This is a genomic window from Pantoea sp. Sc1 (assembly GCF_000255315.1).
In the GTDB taxonomy this organism is placed as follows: Bacteria; Pseudomonadota; Gammaproteobacteria; order Enterobacterales; family Enterobacteriaceae; genus Pantoea; species Pantoea anthophila.
In genome coordinates this window covers 675,763-694,390 of the sequence record NZ_AJFP01000001.1, presented here as the reverse complement: position 1 = coordinate 694,390, position 18,628 = coordinate 675,763, and the positions used below count along the sequence as shown (strand labels likewise).

General features: G+C 59.9%; 18 protein-coding genes and 1 riboswitch. Of the genes, 11 read left to right on the top strand and 7 right to left on the bottom strand.

Annotated elements, in window-relative coordinates; genetic code table 11:
• Positions 1-42: 42 nt before the first annotated feature.
• From mntP to S7A_RS03330, 6 genes are all read left to right on the top strand, one after another.
• Positions 43-618: a manganese efflux pump MntP gene (mntP, locus tag S7A_RS03350; protein WP_009087956.1), complete on the top strand. Its 576-nt coding sequence runs from the start codon at positions 43-45 to the stop codon at positions 616-618.
• A gap of 117 nt (positions 619-735) precedes the next feature.
• Positions 736-813: a stress response protein AzuC gene (gene azuC / locus S7A_RS21775; protein ID WP_111207900.1), complete on the top strand. Its 78-nt coding sequence runs from the start codon at positions 736-738 to the stop codon at positions 811-813.
• A 613-nt stretch (positions 814-1,426) separates the two neighbouring features.
• Positions 1,427-2,359, top strand: coding sequence for an SMP-30/gluconolactonase/LRE family protein (locus S7A_RS03345; protein WP_009087954.1), 933 nt, complete (start codon positions 1,427-1,429; stop codon positions 2,357-2,359).
• A gap of 38 nt (positions 2,360-2,397) precedes the next feature.
• Positions 2,398-3,753, top strand: coding sequence for an MFS transporter (locus tag S7A_RS03340; protein WP_009087953.1), 1,356 nt, complete (start codon positions 2,398-2,400; stop codon positions 3,751-3,753).
• Between the two features lie 187 nt (positions 3,754-3,940).
• Entirely contained in the window at positions 3,941-4,852 is a 912-nt protein-coding gene (locus S7A_RS03335; protein ID WP_009087951.1) for an alpha/beta fold hydrolase, read from the top strand.
• Complete coding sequence (locus S7A_RS03330; protein WP_009087949.1) at positions 4,845-6,236, top strand: hypothetical protein; 1,392 nt, start codon at positions 4,845-4,847, stop codon at positions 6,234-6,236. Before S7A_RS03335 ends, S7A_RS03330 begins: the two co-directional genes overlap by 8 nt.
• A 21-nt stretch (positions 6,237-6,257) precedes the next feature.
• Here the strand turns inward: S7A_RS03330 and S7A_RS03325 are convergent, their stop codons facing one another.
• Both S7A_RS03325 and S7A_RS03320 read right to left on the bottom strand, forming a co-directional pair.
• Positions 6,258-7,610, bottom strand: coding sequence for an MFS transporter (locus S7A_RS03325; protein ID WP_009087947.1), 1,353 nt, complete (start codon positions 7,608-7,610; stop codon positions 6,258-6,260).
• A 169-nt stretch (positions 7,611-7,779) separates the two neighbouring features.
• Complete coding sequence (locus tag S7A_RS03320) at positions 7,780-8,682, bottom strand: GntR family transcriptional regulator (RefSeq protein WP_009087945.1); 903 nt, start codon at positions 8,680-8,682, stop codon at positions 7,780-7,782.
• A gap of 137 nt (positions 8,683-8,819) precedes the next feature.
• Between S7A_RS03320 and S7A_RS03315 the strand changes: the two genes are divergently transcribed.
• The gene (locus S7A_RS03315) at positions 8,820-9,848 is read left to right on the top strand and encodes a zinc-binding alcohol dehydrogenase family protein (protein ID WP_009087943.1); all 1,029 of its coding nucleotides are present in this window, start codon (positions 8,820-8,822) and stop codon (positions 9,846-9,848) included.
• Positions 9,849-9,865: 17 nt separating this feature from the next.
• On the opposite strand, the gene S7A_RS03310 is transcribed toward S7A_RS03315, so the two are convergent.
• On the bottom strand, positions 9,866-10,786 hold the full coding sequence (locus tag S7A_RS03310) for a nucleoside hydrolase (RefSeq protein ID WP_009087941.1): 921 nt from the start codon (positions 10,784-10,786) through the stop codon (positions 9,866-9,868).
• Positions 10,787-10,914: 128 nt separating this feature from the next.
• Positions 10,915-10,990: riboswitch (Fluoride riboswitch) on the top strand.
• Between the two features lie 87 nt (positions 10,991-11,077).
• Between S7A_RS03310 and crcB the strand changes: the two genes are divergently transcribed.
• Together crcB and S7A_RS03300 are read left to right on the top strand one after the other, a co-directional pair.
• A complete protein-coding gene (crcB, locus tag S7A_RS03305) occupies positions 11,078-11,455 on the top strand; it encodes a fluoride efflux transporter CrcB (protein ID WP_009087940.1) in 378 nt (125 codons plus the stop codon).
• 117 nt (positions 11,456-11,572) lie between these two features.
• On the top strand, positions 11,573-12,388 hold the full coding sequence (locus S7A_RS03300; RefSeq protein ID WP_009087938.1) for a sugar phosphate isomerase/epimerase: 816 nt from the start codon (positions 11,573-11,575) through the stop codon (positions 12,386-12,388).
• On the opposite strand, the gene S7A_RS03295 is transcribed toward S7A_RS03300, so the two are convergent.
• From S7A_RS03295 to S7A_RS03285, 3 genes are all read right to left on the bottom strand, one after another.
• Entirely contained in the window at positions 12,385-12,990 is a 606-nt protein-coding gene (locus S7A_RS03295) for an alpha/beta hydrolase (protein WP_009087936.1), read from the bottom strand. The genes S7A_RS03300 and S7A_RS03295 overlap by 4 nt on opposite strands.
• Before the next feature lie 10 nt (positions 12,991-13,000).
• Complete coding sequence (locus S7A_RS03290) at positions 13,001-13,942, bottom strand: glutathione S-transferase family protein (RefSeq protein ID WP_009087934.1); 942 nt, start codon at positions 13,940-13,942, stop codon at positions 13,001-13,003.
• Between the two features lie 99 nt (positions 13,943-14,041).
• The gene (locus S7A_RS03285; protein ID WP_009087932.1) at positions 14,042-14,941 is read right to left on the bottom strand and encodes a LysR family transcriptional regulator; all 900 of its coding nucleotides are present in this window, start codon (positions 14,939-14,941) and stop codon (positions 14,042-14,044) included.
• A 140-nt stretch (positions 14,942-15,081) separates the two neighbouring features.
• Between S7A_RS03285 and S7A_RS03280 the strand changes: the two genes are divergently transcribed.
• On the top strand, positions 15,082-16,206 hold the full coding sequence (locus S7A_RS03280; RefSeq protein WP_009087930.1) for a GNAT family N-acetyltransferase: 1,125 nt from the start codon (positions 15,082-15,084) through the stop codon (positions 16,204-16,206).
• Here S7A_RS03280 and S7A_RS03275 read toward each other — a convergent pair.
• On the bottom strand, positions 16,203-18,035 hold the full coding sequence (locus S7A_RS03275) for an ABC transporter ATP-binding protein (RefSeq protein WP_009087928.1): 1,833 nt from the start codon (positions 18,033-18,035) through the stop codon (positions 16,203-16,205). The two genes, S7A_RS03280 and S7A_RS03275, sit on opposite strands and share 4 nt — an antisense overlap.
• Positions 18,036-18,107: 72 nt before the next feature.
• Between S7A_RS03275 and S7A_RS03270 the strand changes: the two genes are divergently transcribed.
• Positions 18,108-18,608, top strand: a complete 501-nt coding sequence (locus S7A_RS03270; RefSeq protein ID WP_009087926.1) for a GNAT family N-acetyltransferase — start codon at positions 18,108-18,110, stop codon at positions 18,606-18,608.
• Positions 18,609-18,628 lie beyond the last annotated feature (20 nt).

Sequence of the window (18,628 nt, the reverse complement as noted above, 5' to 3'; positions counted from 1 at the left end):
TTCAGCGTGAATAGCCGCTTTTTCGCCCCAGGTGAATAAATCATGACCTTTATTGCTACGTTAATTCTTGCGCTGGGTATGTCGATGGACGCATTTGCTGCTGCGCTGGGCAAAGGTGCGACGCTGCATCGTCCTGGTTTTAAAGAAGCGCTGCGCACCGGTCTGATTTTCGGCTCTATTGAAGCACTGACTCCGCTGATTGGCTGGGCACTCGGCCTGGCAGCCAGCCGTTACATCATGGCGTGGGACCACTGGGTTGCGTTTACACTGCTGGCGTTCCTGGGTGGCCGTATGATGATGGAAGGCTTCCGTCAGACTGCGGTCGCCGAACCCTGTGAAGCGCCAAAAAGTCACGGCTTTGTGGTACTGGCGACCACTGCGGTAGCCACCAGCCTTGATGCGCTGGCGGTCGGCGTTGGCCTGGCCTTTTTACAGGTGAACATCATCACCACCGCGCTGACGATTGGTGCCGCGACCACGGTAATGGCGACGACCGGTGTCCTGGTCGGGCGCTTTATTGGTCCGGTGCTGGGTAAATGGGCGGAAGTGCTCGGTGGCCTCGTCTTAATTGCTGTTGGTTCCACTATTCTGCTGCAGCATCTCGGCTACACCGCGTAGGTTTTATGGCGCGGGAAGCCGTAGTTTTGTGATCCGGTTCAAATTTATTTGCTGTTAAAACGCACAGAAGTTATACTTTTTCAGTATATCTTCAACTTAATTTGAATCAGGTGCTCCATGAAACGCATTTTCAAATACGTGTTCCGTGCTTACGTTGAGACGTTCAAACACGTACCGCCGGGTGCCATCTCCTGAGCACCCCGCAGGAAACCCTCGATAATCGCGGTCAGGGATCGACCGGTGATTATCACCTCTCTGTTTTGCTTCCGCTGATTTAATTCCCTTTTTCTGCGCCTGAGGTCTGTTCAGGTTGCCGCCCCCGTTTCTCCGTTCTCTTTCTTAAACCCTGAATCGGTTCCATTCCGAAGCATAATTTTCAATTTCGCGTATCTGACAGGGATCGATAACGTATTTGACGTGACAGGTGATCATTTTCCTCCGGGTATAAAAGATTGAAAATTTTATTTTTTATATACGACTTCAACCCTTTTTCATCATCATTTTAAAAAGCGGCTTCAGCCTTTCTCGCTTTTCGCCCGTCTGCAGTTCATGAGCTGGCCGGTACATGTCGGCATAATTTGTGAGTGATATCTTGTTTACATAATAAACAATCTCATAACACTGGCATCAGCGCCATTGTCGTCGATATAGTGATTTCATCATGTACACCTGAGTTTTACTTAGTAAAACAGACTGTGAGGCAGGCTATGTTCGCTGATGAGACACCGCTGATTCACCGCAGAGACGCGTACGTGCGCACGGATTATGTCAGCCGGGTTAAGGGATTCACTGAAAAGGACACCATTGTATGACTTATCTGACGCAGGCGGATGTCAGGGAGACATCAATTTTTACCCGGCTGCCCGACCACTTTCGTTCCCCTGATAGCAACAATGTCTGGGCTGCCGCCAATCGCGGAGGACAGCTTACCGACTCTTTCCTGGAAGGGCCAGTCTGGCACCCTTCCGGTTGTCTGTACCTGACCGATATCCCGTATGGCCGGATATTCCGGGTCGATATGGCCGGCAACTGGGATCTCGTCGTGCAATATGATGGCGAACCGAACGGCATGAAACTCGTCGATCCGGATACCCTTCTGATTACAGATTATCATCACGGGTTAATGAAGCTCTCGCTTAAAACGCAGGACGTCACGCCGTGGCTGCCTCGCCGCCACAGTGAGAGCTTTCGCGGTGTGAACGATTTAACGCCCGACAGCCGGGGAAACCTCTATTTCACCGATCAGGGTCAGACGGGACTTCACGATCCGACTGGCCGTGTTTATCGTCTCAGCCAGGACGGACGACTGGATATCCTGCTGGATAACTGTCCAAGCCCAAACGGGCTGGTTCTGTCGCCAGATGAAAAAGTGCTTTATGTCGCGATGACGCGCGGCAATGCCATCTGGCGCGTGCCGCTTCAGCGTGATGGTTCGGTCAGCAAAGTGAGTCAATATTTTACCTCGCACGGCCCCAGCGGTCCCGATGGACTGGCCATCAACGCGCAGGGTGAGCTACTGATTGCCAACCCGGGGCTGGGCCGCGTCTGGCTGCTAAACGATCTGGCTGAGCCTGCCGAAATCCTCACCAGTCCCGCCGGACGCTCCACCACCAACCTCTGTTTTGGTGGCGAAAATTTACAGCAGCTGTTTATTACCGAATCGGTCAGCGGCAGCATTCTTACCTGTTCAATGAAGACGCCCGGCCATCCACTGTCCTTTATGTCCACTGCATTTCTCTAAGAACAACTCTGCGTTCTCTGAACGCAGCGGAGGCACTCATGAATCTGCATACTGTAAGCACCGGCTCACCTGCGGAGCCGGAAACCGTGTCCGGCGATCGTGAAGAGATGAATCAAAAGGATTTTGAACAAAGTGAACAGGCAGCCGGTAAAGCGTTTCGCCGCATCCTGCCTTTTATTTTCATCTGTTATGTCGTCAGTTATCTGGATCGCACCAACGTCAGCTTCGCGGCGCTGGGCATGAATGCCGATCTGGGCATCACGGCTGAGCAGTTCGGATTCGGCGCCGGGATGTTTTTTATCGGCTATTTTCTGTTTGAAGTGCCCAGCAACCTGATCATGCAAAAAGTGGGCGCCCGTATCTGGATTGCCCGCATCATGATCTCATGGGGACTCATCTCCATGGCGACCGCCTTCGTGTCCGGCCCCCTGAGCTTTGCCTTTGCCCGTTTTTGTCTGGGGGTGGCCGAAGCCGGATTCACGCCCGGTATTTACCTGTTCTTCACATACTGGTTCCCCGGAAGCTGGCGCGCAAAAATTACGGCCGCCTTTTTAGTCGGGATCCCCGTGGCCAATATCATCGGCGCTCCCCTATCGGGGATGCTGATGCAAATCACCGGGCATGAACATATCCGTAACTGGCAGTGGCTGCTGCTGCTGGAAGGGTTCCCGGCGGTGATCCTCGGCGTGCTGTGCCTCTTCTTCCTTAACGACCGCCCGGAGAAGGCAAACTGGCTGAGCGACACGGAAAAGTCCCTGCTGAGCAGACGACTGAAGAACGAGCAGCAGCAGATTGAAAAAGCACACGGCTCCAGCCTGCGCGATGCGCTGCGGAATCCGCTGCTTTATCTGCTGGCGTTTATTAACTTCTGCGGGATTGTCGGTTCGATCGGGGTGGGCCTGTGGATGCCGCAGATCATCCGCCAGCTTGGCGTCAGCCACACCACCACCGGTTTCCTGACCGCGTTACCCTACATTTGTGCCGCGTTCAGCATGCTGTTCTGGGCCCGGCGGGCCAATGCTTCCGGACATCGCATTCGCTGGATCAGTGGTGCACTCGTTATCGCCGCCTTTGCGCTGGCCTGCAGCGCCATCGTGAATGAGCCCGTTCTGAAGATGCTGGCACTCTGCTTTACCGTCAGCGGCATTCTCGCTTTTCAGGCCTCATTCTGGGCTCTCCCTTCGGGCTTTCTTACCGGCAGCGCAGCCGCAGGCGGATTAGCCATGATCGTCTCTGTCGGGAATCTGGGCGGCTTTGTCGGCCCCTCCCTGATTGGCTACATCCGCCAGAGCAGCGGGGGATTTACCTGGGCACTGCTGGCGGTCTCTGCCGTGCTACTGATTGGGGCGTTCTCCGTGGCATTAATCAAAGATCCCTATCGCAAAGCACAGTAAAAAGAGGGAAAAGGCGCGCTGGCGCCTTTTCCCCTCTCCGCGAATCCCGGGGCTGAAGACACGCTTTCCGGCGTCCCGCCTCCCCGCAAGAGACACGCTGAACTTTTCCTCGCCATGACACCGATAAACCGCCTCCCATCCGATCCCGGCCTACACTGAATTATTCTCCCCGAAACAGGAGCAGTGGATGAGCCAGAAGCAGCGACGAAAACAGGCAGCGATGGTGGCAGGCGTGGGATTAGGTGTGGCGGCCACCCTGTGGGGCATGAAACGCTGGCAGCAGCTGAAACAGACACCGCCGGTGTCACCGCGCAGCCACCATGCCGGCATGGCCGGTTACTTTCAGCAGGTGGGCGACTGGCGGATGTTCACCCGGGTCACGCCCAATGAGGATAAGGGACTGCCGGTGGTGCTGATCCACGGACTGGTGATGTCAGGCCGGGCGATGGAGCCGCTGGCGCTGGCGCTGAGCCGCGACTATCACGTGCTGGTGCCGGACCTGCCTGGTTTCGGAGCCAGTACGCTGCCCGCTTCTGCGCCGGTGATGTCAGTCGACCAGCAGGCGGAGGCGCTCTGGTTATGGCTGCAGCACAACGGCTTTCAGCGCGCAATCTGGGTCGGTAACTCGTTTGGCTGTCAGATTCTGGCCGCGCTGGCGGTGAAGCATCCGCAGGCGGTGGCGGGGCTGGTGCTGCAGGGTCCGACGGTGGACCGCCATGCCCGCAGCCTGCCGCGTCAGCTGTGGCGCGACTGGCGCAATGGCCGGCTGGAAACCCGGCGACCGCCGGGGCCGCTGGCCCGCATCGATTACGCTAAAGCGGGTCTGCGCCGCGCCTTTGGCACGATGCGTGAGATGATGCGCGACCACATTGAGCATCGCCTCACCTACATCAATGCGCCCACGCTGCTGCTGCGCGGCTCGCGCGATCCGGTCTGTCCGGCACGCTGGCTGGATGAGCTTGCCGCGCTGATGCCGCACAGCGAACTGATTACACTGCGCGACGGCACGCACACCCTGCATTACGTCTATCCGTGGAGTTTCTGTCACGCCATTCGCCCGTTCCTGGCGCGCATTCAGCAGGAGAATCAGCATGAGTAAACCCCCGAAAGGTATTGCCCGTTTTGACTCCGCCGCAGCGATGCTGCTGGCGCTGGCGAATGCGCTGCACGATCGCCCCTTTGCCAGTCCCAGCCAGTCTCCGACGCTGGATCGGCTGCTGCCGTCGCTGAACCGGCTGCCGACCGGACTGCGGGAGTGGGGCTACGCGCTGGGCGGGATGGCAGAGGGCATCAGCCTGCGCCAGGCGGGGGAGCTGGATGTGGAGGGCATCGCCGAATGGATGGTCAGTGAGTATCCCCAGCAGGATTATCCCGCCGCCTTTATCGGCTCGTCGAACGGTGCGCTGATGCATCTGGCGGCGGCGATGGGCGTACCCTGGCTGCCACAAACCTTTCTCTGCCCGGTGCGGGCAACCAGCAGCGATCCCGATGATGCGCAGGCAGGTTTTGAGGAGGGTAAAGAGATTGCCGCTGCGCTGCTCTCCGCCTGGCCGCGGCTGGCGGTTCACCATATGCAGGACCCCAATCAGGATCGGCTTATGCTGGACCAGATGCGCTATTTTCGGCTGAAACTGCGCGACCTGCCACTGGCCTTTAACGAGTTCCTGATGGGCAGCCTGCCTGCCGGATCCACCCTGTTCATTAATCACTGTACCCGCCAGTGGCCGGTCACGCGCACCAGCGATCGCTCCTTCTTTCAGTTTGGCGCGCTCGGCGGGGCAACCGAGCAGGAGTATTTACAGGGTGGTCCGCGGGTTGCGGAGTATCTGGCACGTTATGGCGTTGACCGCGAGCGCTGGACACCGCCCGCCATCACCGATCGGGTGCCGGAAGCGGAGTGGGGGCTGGATGGCTATCTCATCTCACCACTGAAAAAGCTGGCGGAAGCCCAGAACTGGAAGCTGATGGAGATTCGCTATGAAGATCCGGAAGCGATGAGTTATGTGGTGGCAGAGATCTATCGTGACTGGTATCTGGCTGCCGGTATTTTACCGACCCGTCTGACGGTGGACAGTTTCCTGCTGATGGACCCGTGGAGCAGCATCCGGCAGCAGGCTATCCCGTTCTGGCTGGTGTTCTGCACCGAGCCGTCAGCGGCGGCCCTGCAACGCTTCCTGGAAAAACAGCCGCCGTTCCGCAATATCGACATGATGCTCTTTTCTCACGGCACCGACAGCATCGGGCTGGCGGAGATTGATCGCTGGCGGGCGCTGCTGGAGCATGCCCGTGATGAGGGGGTCTTCATCGGCGTGGATGAAGAGCGGTTCCCGCGCGATTTTGCTACCTTTGCCCGCTTCGACTCGGCGCTGCGTGAAAGAGCACCGCTGCTGCCACCGCCACCGCCGCTCAGCACGGAGAAGGTGATCGCCGGTATTCAGCGTTACGGGGCGAAACATGGGGTTACGCTGACGACGCTGAGCTGACCGCCGCGCCGTCAGCGGGGGTTATTCGCCGTCGGTGATCGGCTTACGCACCAGCAGCAGATAGGCGAGGGCGCCGATGAGCGTGACACAGGCGCAAATCATCAGCGCCAGGCTGAACGATTGGGTGGTGTCGAGCACCCAGCCGGTAATGACCGGCGCAAACGAGGCAAAGATAAAGCTGGCGAAGTTCTGAATGCTGCCGACCGAGGCGGTCATGCGCGCGGTAACGTTGGCGTGGATCAGCCCCCAGCACGACGTACCGGCAAAGTGGATACAGAACAGCGCCATGCCGATCAGCGTCACGGCGCTGGTGGTGTCGGTCGCGCGGGTGACAACGGCGGTAAATCCGGCTGACAGCAGCATGCCGCTGACGATGCAGACTTTGCGGGTTTTCACCGCGTTAAACCCGCGGCGCACCAGCGTATCGACCACATAGCCATTCAGCAGCATACCCGCCGCGCCGAACAGGAACGGAATCGCCGCCAGCAGGCCCGTGCTTTTGAGATCGAGGTGATAAGTCGACTGCAGATAGCCCGGCAGCCAGGCGATATAGAGCCAGGCGGTATAGTTGATGCCGCTGAAGCCAATCATCATGCCCCACATGGTGCGCTGCTTAAACAGGCCGCGCCACTCCCTGAAGCTGATCGGCTCTTTGCGTGACGCCACGCTGCCCGCCTGCAGATAGTGGATCTCTTCGGCGCTCAGGGTGCGGTTATCGCGGTCGCGATAGACCATGTACCAGCCAATGGCGAGGAAGATGCCGAGGATGCCGATGGTGACAAACATCCCCCGCCAGCCCATCACCAGCATCATTGCCGCCAGAATCGGCGGTGCAACCGACAACCCAATCATTGAGGCGGCGTTAAACATCCCCATCGGCATGCCGCGATCTTTGATATTGAACCAGTCGTTGATCACTTTGACGCCGCACGGGTTCATCGGCGCTTCGCCAATGCCGAGGCCGATACGCACCAGCACAAACTGGGTGAAGTTGTGGACCAGGCCAGAGGCCGCCTGAAACAGTGACCAGATGAACATGCCGATGCCGAGCATGATGCGTGGCCCTTTGCGATCCAGCAGCGCACCGCACGGCAGCTGCGCCAGACCATAAGCCAGCGAAAAAGCGGAGAGCAGAACGCCGATTTCGGTGGCGCTCAGTCCCATCTCCTCACGGATAGTCATATTGGCCACCGACAGCGAGCTGCGATCCAGATAGTTGATGACGGCCGCAAACAGCAACAGCAGCATCGCGGTGACCTGAATCTTACGGATGCGCGGTGAGCGCACCACGTCGCTGCGCATGGGCACGAAATCCTGGTCTGGTGTCATCTCACCGGACGCGCGATCACGGCCGGATACTGAGGTCTTTTCCATTGCACTCTCCCGAAACTGGCTGGTTATCGTTATGGTGAGAAGGGTCTGCGCGCAGCGGCAAAAGGCCGCCGTGACGTTACCGTCGAGACTAAGAGCAAAGGGAAAAGGATGTTGCAAAGATGTTTCTGAAGCGTGCGGGAGCTAATGCTTTGTGGTTTTTAATCGGTTTTTAATTGTACTGGCTGATTGATCGCACCATGGAGGTTTTTGCGGTGGCCAGATGGTTGTGCAGGGCGCAGAGCGCGTCGACATCCTGACGGCCAATCAGCGCGGTCAGAATCGCCATATGCTCCTCCAGCGCCACGATATTGCGCTGCTTAAGATCGCTCTCATCCCACTGATAGTGCGAATGAAAGATCACCGAGATGATCTCCAGCGACTGATTAAAGAACGGATTGCTGGCGGCGGATAAGATCAGGGAATGCATCTGCCGATCCAGCGCGGCAAAGTGGCGATAGTTGCTGGCGATGGTGTCGCGCATCGATCGATGGCGATCCAGCAGATCCCGCGCCTGAACCCAGCGCTCATCACTGGCGGGCAGATTCAGGAAGCGGCTCAGGGCGTGGGTTTCCAGCATCTCGCGCAGTTCAAACAGCTTCTCCGCGTAGTCCTGAGTGAATTTCTTCATCCGCCACTGGCCGCGTTTAACCGGCTCCAGCAGGTCATAGCGCATAAAACGCAGCAGAAATTCACGCACCACGACCGGACTGACCTTCACCTGCTGCGCCAGCTGCAGTTCGCTGAACGTGTCACCCGGCACCAGCTGCCGCTGGTTAATCAGATTAAAAAACATCTGCTCTACGTGGCTGGCCTGCTGCTCAATCGGCGGCGTGACGGCGCTGAAACTGTCCTCTTCGCGCGGCTCGCGCACGATAACCCAGGTCTGTTCAACCTTATCCAGTACGCCGCACTGGTGCAGGTAGTGCAGGGTATGGCGCACCGTGGTCCGGCTGATATTGAACATCTCCGCCAGCGCCGCCTGTGGCGGCAGCGGTGAGCGAATATGGCGCTGAGCAATACTTTCCAGCATCTGGTTAACCACGTTCTGACGCAAATTCTGGCTGCGGCTCATCGCACTCTCCGGTTTTTTATGCATTAAAAACCATTCAGAGCCCAAAAAAACCGTGGTGCTTCACACTTCCGGCAAGCGAGACCCGCGTCCGCTGCCGGATTCGGCATAACTGCCTGCAGGACAACCGGAGACTCACCATGACAACAATGAAAGCACTGGTCATCGCTGAACCACGCAGAATGGTCTGGGCCACCCGCGACAGGCCAGCGCCCGCCGCGGGCGAGGCGCTGATCAAAATTCTTACCGCCGGGATCTGCGGAACAGATATTCACGCCTGGTCCGGCAATCAGCCCTTTTTCAGCTATCCCCGGGTGCTGGGCCATGAAATCTGTGCGGAGGTGGTCGCGCTGGGCCGTGGCGCTGAAGGTGTTCAGCCGGGCCAGCGGGTGGCGCTTATGCCCTACATCGCCTGCCTGCACTGCGACGCCTGCCAGAGCGGTAAAACCAACTGCTGTGAGCAGATCTCCGTGATTGGCGTCCATCAGGATGGGGGATTCAGCGACTACTTAAGCGTGCCGGTCAGCACGCTGCTGGCGGTGGATGAAGTGACACCGGAGGCGGCTGCGCTGATTGAGCCGTTTGCCATCAGCGCGCATGCGGTGCGTCGGGCTGGCGTGACCGCTGATGAGCAGGTGCTGGTGGTGGGTGCAGGGCCGATTGGCCTGGGTGTGGCTGCCATTTCCGCTGCCAGCGGTGCGCAGGTGATTGTGGCGGACACCAGCGCATTTCGTCGTCAGCATGTCGCTGACCAGCTTGGCCTGGTGGCGCTGAACCCGGCAGACGCGGCATTCGATGCGGCGCTGCGCGAGCAATCGGGCGGGCGGCTGCCGCTGAAAGTGATCGACGCCACCGGCAACCCGGCGGCCATGAACAACGCGGTCAGCCTGATACGGCACGGCGGCACGGTCGTCTATGTCGGCCTGCACAAAGGCGATCTGGTGATCCCGGACAGTGAGTTTCACAAAAAAGAGGCCACCCTGCTCGGGAGCCGGAACGCCACCCGCGAAGATTTTGATCGGGTCTGCTCCCTGATGGCCAGCGGTCAGCTGCGCGCCAGCATGATGCTGAATCACTCTCTGGCGTTCTCCACGCTGGATGAAACCTTTGAACCGCAGGTCATCAACAATCGCGAACTGATCAAAGGCGTGATTCATTTCGATCGCTAACGCGGCCAGCCAGCGCGTCAGGGCGCGGTGAGGGTGTTAAAGAAGTGCGCCCGCACCGCGTCAGCATCCACGCCGAGCGCGATGCGCTGGGCGGGCAGACCGGCAAACGGGTCCTGCCGGGAGGCCAGTGCGCTCAGCCTGCGCACCGTCTGACCGCAGGCGATCCCTTCGGTGATCACCCGCAGCGGGCTTTCGGCCAGGGTAAACGCCTCTGGCAGACTCAGCCATGCCACCGCCAGGGTGTCGTGCAGCGCCATGCCGTTAAATCCCTCTTTCGCCAGACTGTAAGCCAGGTAAGGGCGACAGATGGCGCTCAGCACCGGCTGATTCAGCCGCTGAACCTCTTCGCCGGTGATCAGGACCTTGTGGGTAACATCCAGCGGGATCACCACCACGTTCAGCGCCGAGGTGAGCACCTGATCGGCAGCATGCGGATCTTTCCAGATATTAAATTCGCTGAAGGGCGTCACGTTGCCACTGTGTCCCCCGGTGCCGAACGCACCGCCCATGATCACCAGCTCTTTCACCAGCGGAATGATGTCGGGTGCCTGATTAATGGCCGAGGCGATGTTGGTCAGCGGACCGATCGCCACCAGGGTGATCTGATGCGGCTGTGCCCGCACGCTGTCGATAATAAACTGCACTGCGCCGGGGGCCTGATCGCTACAGCTGTTTTCAAACGCATCACCCAGCCCGTCCTGACCGTGCAGGGTGGCGGGGGCCGATGGGGCCTGGGCCAGCGGCCGCGCGCAGCCGCGATAAACCTCTGCGTCGATCGCCATCTTCTGGCAGAACAGCCGGGCATTTTTCACCGCCTGACCCACCGCCACGTTGCCGAAAACGGTGGTAATGCCCAGCAGATGCTGGGTGCGCGCCGCATAAGCCAGCGCAAAAGCATCATCCACGCCGATATCAGTATCAAAAATCAGGGTTCGCATCGCCTCTCCGTCACCGACTCTCATCCCTCAGCATTACCCCGCCCGCAGCGTGGGCGTCAAGCATTTACGCCAGCCGGGCCGGTTTCCCGGCGCAAGGTTGCCAGCCTGAAACGGGCGTCGTATTATCACCGGCTCAAGGTGATGGCGTGCCACCTTTCCCAACCGCCGGTGGGCTTAACACCGGCTGATGACGCCTGACACTCAATCCTTTCGCGGGAGCTGAGGCGTCAGGCGCAGTTTATCTCTGCCTCTCCTCTCAGCCCGGCGTTAATCTGCAATCAGGAGCAAGTTATGTTGAAACCGTTACTGGCGGTGATGATCGGCGGCTCGGCCGGCTGTGTGCTGCGCTGGCTGTTCGCGATGCGCTTTAATGCGCTCTTTCCCAATCTGCCACCCGGCACGCTGCTGGTGAATCTGATCGGCGGGCTGGTGATTGGCGGTGCGATGGCCTGGTTTGTTCGCCACCCCGACATCGACCCGATCTGGAAACTGCTGATCGTCACCGGCCTGTGCGGCGGGCTGACCACCTTCTCCTCCTTCACGGCAGAATTAATGGTGTTGCTACAATCAGGTAAGTATCTCTGGGCGATGGCCAGCGCGCTGGTGCATGTGATCGGTTCCCTGCTGATGGCGTTTGCCGGTTTTGCGCTGGTGACGCTGCTGGGCTGAGCCGGTTAGCCGGCCCCTGTGCGCCAGAGAAACAGAGGGGTTCAGGTCACGCCCGTCACTCACCGGGGGCATGACCTGGACATCACCGATTATTCCGGACGATTAAGGAGCCGAGCAATGCGAACCAACCCCACCTTCCTCAACCTGGTGTTGTTAAACGGTGAACCCGGCCAGAAACTCCAGGCGGCGCGTGACGCCGGTTTCGATCAGGTGGAGATCTGGCGCGAGGATGTTGAGGCGTGCGAGGGCGGTGCGGCGGCGCTGGCTGAGATCGCGGCCCGGCAGGGACCCGGCTTTACCAACCTCCAGGTGCTGCGCGATTTCACCGGCGCACCCATGGCACTGCGCGCACAGAAGCGCGAAGAGCTGCGTCAGTTTATTCAGATCGCCCAGGCGCTGGGCTGCGATACCCTTCAGGCTCCGGCCAGCACCCGGGAAGATTGCTGTGCCGAACTGATCGATGATGACCTGCGCTGGATGGCCTCTGAAGCCGCGCGCTACAACATGCGCATTATGTATGAGCCGATGGCCTGGTGCAGTGTGGATAACACGCTGCCGCTGGCGTGGCAGCGGTTGCAGCGGCTCGACCAGCCGAATATCGGTCTGGTGGTCGACCTGTTCCATATCTGCGCGCGCGGGGGCGACGCCGCCCATCTGGATGGCATTCCGGCCGACCGCATTTATGAGGTGCAGCTGTGTGATATGGCCGCCGTTCCGGCGCAGGACAAACAGAGCCTGATGGCAATGGCGAAGCATCAGCGTCTGCTGCCTGGCGACGGCATTATCGACGTGGATCGCTTTGTCGATAAGCTCAAAAGCGCAGGCTATCAGGGGCCGCTGGGCATTGAAGTCTTCAATGACCGGCTGAAACGCCTGCCGCCTGAGGCGGCGGCGGCGCAGGCCTGGCAGGCGTTAGACCGCTACCGGCATTAATCCTGCAGGCACTGTCCGATAAAGGCGGCGGCGTGCATCGCGCCCGGACCTGAAATGGTGTGGCCGGTGGCCGGTTCAAAGCGCGCGTCAACCGGCACCCCGGCGGCTCTGAGTCGTGTCGCGGCCGATTCGCTCTCCTGCCACGGGATCACCTCATCGGCCTGGCCGTGGATCAGCAGCGCGGGCACATGAGCCTGCGGGGTTAATTGCCCCTCAACGGCCAGACGACCGGAAAAGGCGACCACGCCTGCCAGCGGATAACGGCCCGAGGCGAGCGCATCCAGCGCCATAATCGACCCCTGTGAAAAGCCGACCAGCACCACATCCTGCCAGCGGTCGGCGAAGCCATGCTGCTCAACGATAGCGTTCAGGGTTGCGTCAAACGCGGCGCGTGCTGCCCGCACCCGGCCTGGCCGATTTTCTGGCGTCACGTCGGTCAGGCTGAACCACTGCCAGCCAAACCCTGCGGCAAAACGTTCAGGCGCATTGGGCGCGGCAAAAATCACATCCGGCAACAATGTCGCCCAGTGGTGGCCCAGCGGGGCCAGGTCATCGCCGTTACTCCCCACGCCATGCAGAAAAATCACCAGTGCCTTTGCCATCATTGCTCCTTTAAAAACCGTATTCGCTCATATCCGGGCCCGCCGGCACGATGCCGTTCGGGTTGAGCGCTTTGATCGAGTAGTAACCCTGTTTGATGTGATCGATGTTGACCGTCTCACGCACGCCGGAGACCGACAGCATGCTCTTAAGATAGCGGTTGAGCAGCGTATAGTCGCGTATGCGGCGCAGGTTGCATTTGAACAGGCCGTGATAGGCCACGTCAAAGCGGATCAGGGTCACAAACAGGCGAATGTCGGTTTCGGTCAGCCGTTCCCCCAGCAGAAACGTGCGGCCATCGCTTAGCAGCGCCTCCAGCTCATCCAGCTGGCTGAAGACGTCGTTAAACGCCTGCTGATAGCTGATGGCGGTAGTGGCAAATCCGGCGCGGTAAACCCCGTTATTCAGGCGCGGATAGAGGCTCTCATTGAGCGCATCAATCTCAGCGCGCAGTGCGGCGGGATAGAGGTCGATGCGGTTATCGGCCAGATCGCCAAAGCCGCTGTTGAACATGCGCACGATGTCTGCCGACTCGTTGCTGACAATGGTGCCGGTTTTCTTGTCCCACAGCACCGGCACGGTGGCCCGGCCCGTGTAATCGGGTGCCACGCGGGTATAGATCTCATGCAGGTACTGCGCGTTATTCAGCGGGTCCTGCTGGGCGCCGGGAAAATCACCGAAGCGCCAGCCCTGAGCACCGAGCTGCGGCTCCACCACCGTGACGCCGACGAGCGACTCCAGCCCTTTGAGCCTGCGGGCGATCAGCGCACGTGATGCCCACGGGCAGATCAGCGCCACATAGAGATGGTAGCGGTCGGGCTCTGCCGGGAATGGTGTTGAGCCATCGCTGCTGATAAAGTCCCGGAAACCGGATGTCTGGCGGACGAAACCGCCCTGTTTGTCAGTAGCCTGCACCGGATGCCAGTCACTACTCCACTTACCTTCTACTAACATTGTGCGACTCCTCTGTTGAGATGAGAAGCAGCATAACTGATGACTAAAAGGCTGATAATCCGGCCCTGAAGACAATGATTTCTTCCATATTGGAATAAATCAGACGGGTGGAAAATGAATGAAATGGGTGACCAGGAAGTCGATAAGCAGGCGCGCCCGGTGGGGCAGATGGCGGGCGGGCGGATAAACCGCAAACAGACCCAGTGGCGGCGTCTCGAAGTTCTCCAGCAGCCGGACGATATCACCGCGTTGCAGCGCAGGGGCCGCGATAAATCCGGGCAGGCGCGCGATGCCCAGGCCCGCGATAGCCGCCTGCAGACAGGCTTCGGTGTTGGCGAAGCGCAGACGGCCCTGCACAGGCACGGTCACGACCTCACCGTCGGAACCGGCAAACGGCCAGTGCCGGGGGTCGCGAAAATTGGTGTCGATAATGCACTGATGCTGAGCGATCTCCTGCCAGTGCTGCGGGGTGCCGAACTGTTCAAGATAGGCCGGTGAGGCGGCGAAGCGCACGTGAACCTCGCCCAGCCTGCGCGCCACCAGGCTGCTGTCGCTCAGGTTGCCGATACGGATCGCCATATCAAATCCTTCATCGACGATGTTCACGGCCCGATCTGAAAAGCTGACGTCCAGCTCAATCAGCGGATAGCGGCGGGCAAAGGCAACCAGTACCTGAGAGAGCACCGCCGTGCCAAAGGAGCCGGGCGCGCTGATTTTCAGCCGGCCGGTCGGCGTCATGGCGCTTTCGCGCACGCTGGCATCCAGCGTCTCAAACGCGTCGAGCAGGTGTTTGACCCGTTCGTAATAGGCGCGCCCGACATCGGTCGGCGACAGGGCGCGGGTGCTGCGCTTAAACAGCTGCACACCGAGCTGCTGCTCCAGCTTCGATACCAGCTTTGACGCCTGACTGCTGCTGGTGCCGAGACGTAACGCCGCCGCAGAAAAGCTGCCGGTTTCCAGCACCGTGACAAACATCCGGTCACAATCGAGTCGATCCATGGCGATGTCCTGTGGGATAAAGTCGCAGTATAGGGGCTGTGCTCAGCGGATGCAGCCTTCACTTTGCGTGCCTTAGCCCTTTCGCTGACGCGCAAAACCTGCTTGACTGCATCTCTGCCCGCCGTTGTCTGGAGTTATTCATGTCGCTGATACACCTGAACTCGCTGACGGCGATTCCCGCCGCTGAGTGGGATGCCCTGTTGCCGGATGACCAGCCGTTTCTGCGCCACGCCTTTCTGCTCACGTTAGAAGAGAGCGGCTGCGTGCGGCCTGCATCGGGCTGGCAGCCTGATCATCTGCTGTGGCAGGAAAACGGCGTGACCCGCGCCGCGCTGCCGGGCTACCGCAAACGCCATTCCCAGGGCGAGTATGTCTTTGATCACGCCTGGGCGGATGCCAGCCAGCGCGCCGGGATTCGCTACTACCCGAAATGGCTGGGGGCGATTCCCTTCAGCCCCGTCAGCGGTGCCCGGCTGCTGGGTGATCCCTCTGCCGGCGCACACCTGCTGGCGGCCCTGCCTGAGCACCTGTTGCAGCAGGGCTTAAGCGGCGCGCACATCAACTTTACCGACGCGCAGGCCAATACCCTGCTGGCTGAGCAGCCCGACTGGCTGTCGCGGCTCGGCTGTCAGTATCACTGGCACAACCGGGGCTACCGCGATTTTCAGGATTTCCTCGATACGCTGATGTCGCGCAAGCGCAAACAGCTGCGCAAAGAGCGTGAACAGGTGGCGCAGAGCGGCTTCGAATTTGACCGCTATCCGGGCCATCAGCTGCGGGAAGATCAGTGGGATTTTGTCTATACCTGTTACGCCAACACCTATGCGGTGCGCGGCCAGCGCCCCTACCTGACGCGGGATTTCTTCAGCCTGCTGGCAGAGCGGATGCCACAGAATATTGTGGTGGTGATCGCCCGCTTACAGCAGCAACCGGCGGCGATGGCCTTTTATCTGCGTGACAGCAACACGCTCTATGGCCGCTACTGGGGCTGTCTGGCGGAGTTTGACCGACTGCACTTCGAAACCTGTTTCTATCAGGGGATGGATCTGGCTCTGGATGAAGGGCTGGCGCGGTTTGATGCGGGTGCGCAGGGTGAGCATAAACTGGTGCGCGGCTTTGAGCCGCAGATCACCCACTCCTGGCACTATCTGCTGCATCCCGGCCTGCGTGATGCCGTCGCCGATTTTCTGCAGCAGGAGCGGGAAGGCGTGCGCGGCTGGGCGGAAGAAGCACGCGACGCCTTACCCTATCGGCGCGGCGATTAATCGACGCCGACAAACCCCCCGGTCTGATGCTGCCACAGCCGGGCATAGAGGCCGTTTTGCGCCAGCAGTTCCTGATGGCTGCCCATCTCGGCGATGCCGCCTTTATCCAGCACCACCAGCCGGTCCATCTTCGCGATGGTCGACAGGCGGTGCGCGATGGCGATGACGGTTTTACCCTGCATCAGCGACTCCAGACTCTCCTGAATCGCGGCTTCCACTTCTGAGTCGAGCGCCGAGGTGGCCTCATCCATGATCAGAATCGGGGCATCTTTCAGCAGCACGCGGGCGATCGCCACACGCTGACGCTGACCGCCCGACAGCTTCACCCCGCGTTCGCCCACGTGGGCGTCCAGTCCGGTGCGGCCCTGCGGGTCGGAGAGCAGGGGAATAAACTCGTCGGCGCGGGCGCGGCGGATCGCAAGCTGGAGCGCCTCTTCACTGGCGTCGGGACGGCCATAAAGCAGGTTTTCGCGGATTGAACGGTGCAGCAGCGAGGTGTCCTGGGTGATCATGCCAATCTGACTGCGCAGGCTCTCCTGCGTCACGCTGGCGATATCCTGATCGTCGATCACAATCCGGCCACCGTTCAGGTCATAGAGCCGCAGCAGCAGGTTAACCAGCGTCGACTTTCCGGCCCCCGAGGGACCAATCAGACCAATCTTCTCGCCGGGCTGAATGGTGAGGTTAAGGTGGTTGATGACCTGACGACCGCCACCATAGTCGAAGCGCACATCTTCATAGCGAATCTGACCGCGCGTCACCTTCAGCTGCTTCGCCTGCGGCGCATCCTGCACGCTCAGCGGCTGGGCGATGGTGTTCAGGCCATCCTGCACCATGCCGATATTTTCAAAGATGCCGTTGACGACCCACATGATCCAGCCGGACATGTTCACCAGGCGGATCACCAGACCGGTCGCCAGGGCAATCGCCCCGACGCTGATCAGCGACTGGCTCCATAGCCAGAGCGCCAGCCCGGAGGTGGAGACAATCAACAGGCCGTTCAGCGCTGACAGCGTCAGATCCATGCTGGTGACCATGCGGCTGGCGTGCTGGGTTTTATCGGTCTGCTCCTGAATGGCCTCGCGCGCATACTGACGTTCCAGATCGCTGTGGGCGAACAGCTTGATGGTGGCGATATTGGTATAGCCGTCAACGATGGTGCCCATCAGCTTAGAGCGTGCTTCTGAGGAGACCACCGAACGCGCCTTGACGCGCGGCACAAAGAAACGCAGTGAGGCGCTGTAGGCCACCATCCAGAGGATCAGCGGGATCATCAGCCGCCAGTCGGCATCGGCAAACAGGATCAGCGAGGTCACGGCGTAGATCAGGACATGCCAGATGGCATCCACCAGCTGTACCGCCGAGTCGCGCAGTGAATTGCCGGTCTGCATGATGCGCTGGGCGATACGACCGGCAAAATCATTCTGAAAGAAGTTGAGGCTCTGACGCAGCACGTAGTTGTGATGCTGCCAGCGGATCATACTGGTCATGCTCGGGCTGATACTCTGGTGCACCAGCATGTCGTGCAGCCCAATAAAGATCGGCCGCAGAATCAGCGCCACCGCCCCCATCCAGAGCAGCAGCGGCCAGTTATCCCGGAACAGCGTGGCGGGCGTGGCGTGATTGACCATATCAATGAGGCGGCTCAGATAGCCAAACAGCGACACCTCGATCAGCGCGGAGACCAGGCCTACCAGCAGCAGCGCCGCAAAACTGGGCCAGACCTGGCGCAGATAGTAGAGATAAAAGGGCCAGACCGTGGAGGGCGGTGAATCGGTCGGCGCGTCATGAAAAATATTGATAAAACGCTCAAAACGGCGATACAACATAGCGAGGCTCTTTTCATCCGGTAAAGAGCTACAGCTTAGTGCATGAACCCCATCCGGCTAACAGGAGAAAATATGGAAATTGTCATACGGGCACGGGAACCGCAGGATGCTGCCGCCTATCAGCGGCTTTACAGTCACCCCGATGTTTACCCCTGGACACTGCAACTGCCGTTTCCCAGCGTCGCCCTCTGGGAGAAAAAATTCGCCAGGATGGATGCAGAGGGTTTTGTTGCGTTTGTCGCCGAAATCGACGGCGTGCTGGCCGGTGAGCTGACGCTGTTCGTCGACAGTAAGCCGCGCACCCGCCACTGCATCAGCTTTGGGCTGGGGGTACATCCTGACTTTGCCGGACGCGGCGTCGGTGAGCGTCTGATCCGCACCGCGATGAACTATGCCCGCAACTGGCTGGGGATCACCCGGATGGAGCTGGAGGTGTTTCACGACAACGAACGGGCGCTGCGGCTCTACCAGCGGCTGGGCTTTGAACGGGAAGGAATGAAGCGCCAGGCTGCCCTGCGTGACGGGCAGCTGCGCGATGTCGTGATGATGGCGAAGCTGCTGAACGACGCGTAATAAATGGCGCGGTCACGCGG

Excerpts from the sequence above, each read along its gene's own strand:
- S7A_RS03280 (WP_009087930.1), top strand. The coding sequence starts at position 15,082 with ATGTCGCTGATACACCTGAACTCGCTGACGGCGATTCCCGCCGCTGAG.
- S7A_RS03290 (WP_009087934.1), bottom strand. The coding sequence starts at position 13,942 with ATGTTAGTAGAAGGTAAGTGGAGTAGTGACTGGCATCCGGTGCAGGCT.
- S7A_RS03310 (WP_009087941.1), bottom strand. The coding sequence starts at position 10,786 with ATGCGAACCCTGATTTTTGATACTGATATCGGCGTGGATGATGCTTTT.
- azuC (WP_111207900.1), top strand. The coding sequence starts at position 736 with ATGAAACGCATTTTCAAATACGTGTTCCGTGCTTACGTTGAGACGTTC.
- S7A_RS03300 (WP_009087938.1), top strand. The coding sequence starts at position 11,573 with ATGCGAACCAACCCCACCTTCCTCAACCTGGTGTTGTTAAACGGTGAA.
- mntP (WP_009087956.1), top strand. The coding sequence starts at position 43 with ATGACCTTTATTGCTACGTTAATTCTTGCGCTGGGTATGTCGATGGAC.
- S7A_RS03335 (WP_009087951.1), top strand. The coding sequence starts at position 3,941 with ATGAGCCAGAAGCAGCGACGAAAACAGGCAGCGATGGTGGCAGGCGTG.
- S7A_RS03325 (WP_009087947.1), bottom strand. The coding sequence starts at position 7,610 with ATGGAAAAGACCTCAGTATCCGGCCGTGATCGCGCGTCCGGTGAGATG.
- crcB (WP_009087940.1), top strand. The coding sequence starts at position 11,078 with ATGTTGAAACCGTTACTGGCGGTGATGATCGGCGGCTCGGCCGGCTGT.
- S7A_RS03340 (WP_009087953.1), top strand. The coding sequence starts at position 2,398 with ATGAATCTGCATACTGTAAGCACCGGCTCACCTGCGGAGCCGGAAACC.
- S7A_RS03295 (WP_009087936.1), bottom strand. The coding sequence starts at position 12,990 with ATGGCAAAGGCACTGGTGATTTTTCTGCATGGCGTGGGGAGTAACGGC.
- S7A_RS03320 (WP_009087945.1), bottom strand. The coding sequence starts at position 8,682 with ATGAGCCGCAGCCAGAATTTGCGTCAGAACGTGGTTAACCAGATGCTG.
- S7A_RS03315 (WP_009087943.1), top strand. The coding sequence starts at position 8,820 with ATGACAACAATGAAAGCACTGGTCATCGCTGAACCACGCAGAATGGTC.
- S7A_RS03345 (WP_009087954.1), top strand. The coding sequence starts at position 1,427 with ATGACTTATCTGACGCAGGCGGATGTCAGGGAGACATCAATTTTTACC.
- S7A_RS03275 (WP_009087928.1), bottom strand. The coding sequence starts at position 18,035 with ATGTTGTATCGCCGTTTTGAGCGTTTTATCAATATTTTTCATGACGCG.
- S7A_RS03285 (WP_009087932.1), bottom strand. The coding sequence starts at position 14,941 with ATGGATCGACTCGATTGTGACCGGATGTTTGTCACGGTGCTGGAAACC.
- S7A_RS03330 (WP_009087949.1), top strand. The coding sequence starts at position 4,845 with ATGAGTAAACCCCCGAAAGGTATTGCCCGTTTTGACTCCGCCGCAGCG.
- S7A_RS03270 (WP_009087926.1), top strand. The coding sequence starts at position 18,108 with ATGGAAATTGTCATACGGGCACGGGAACCGCAGGATGCTGCCGCCTAT.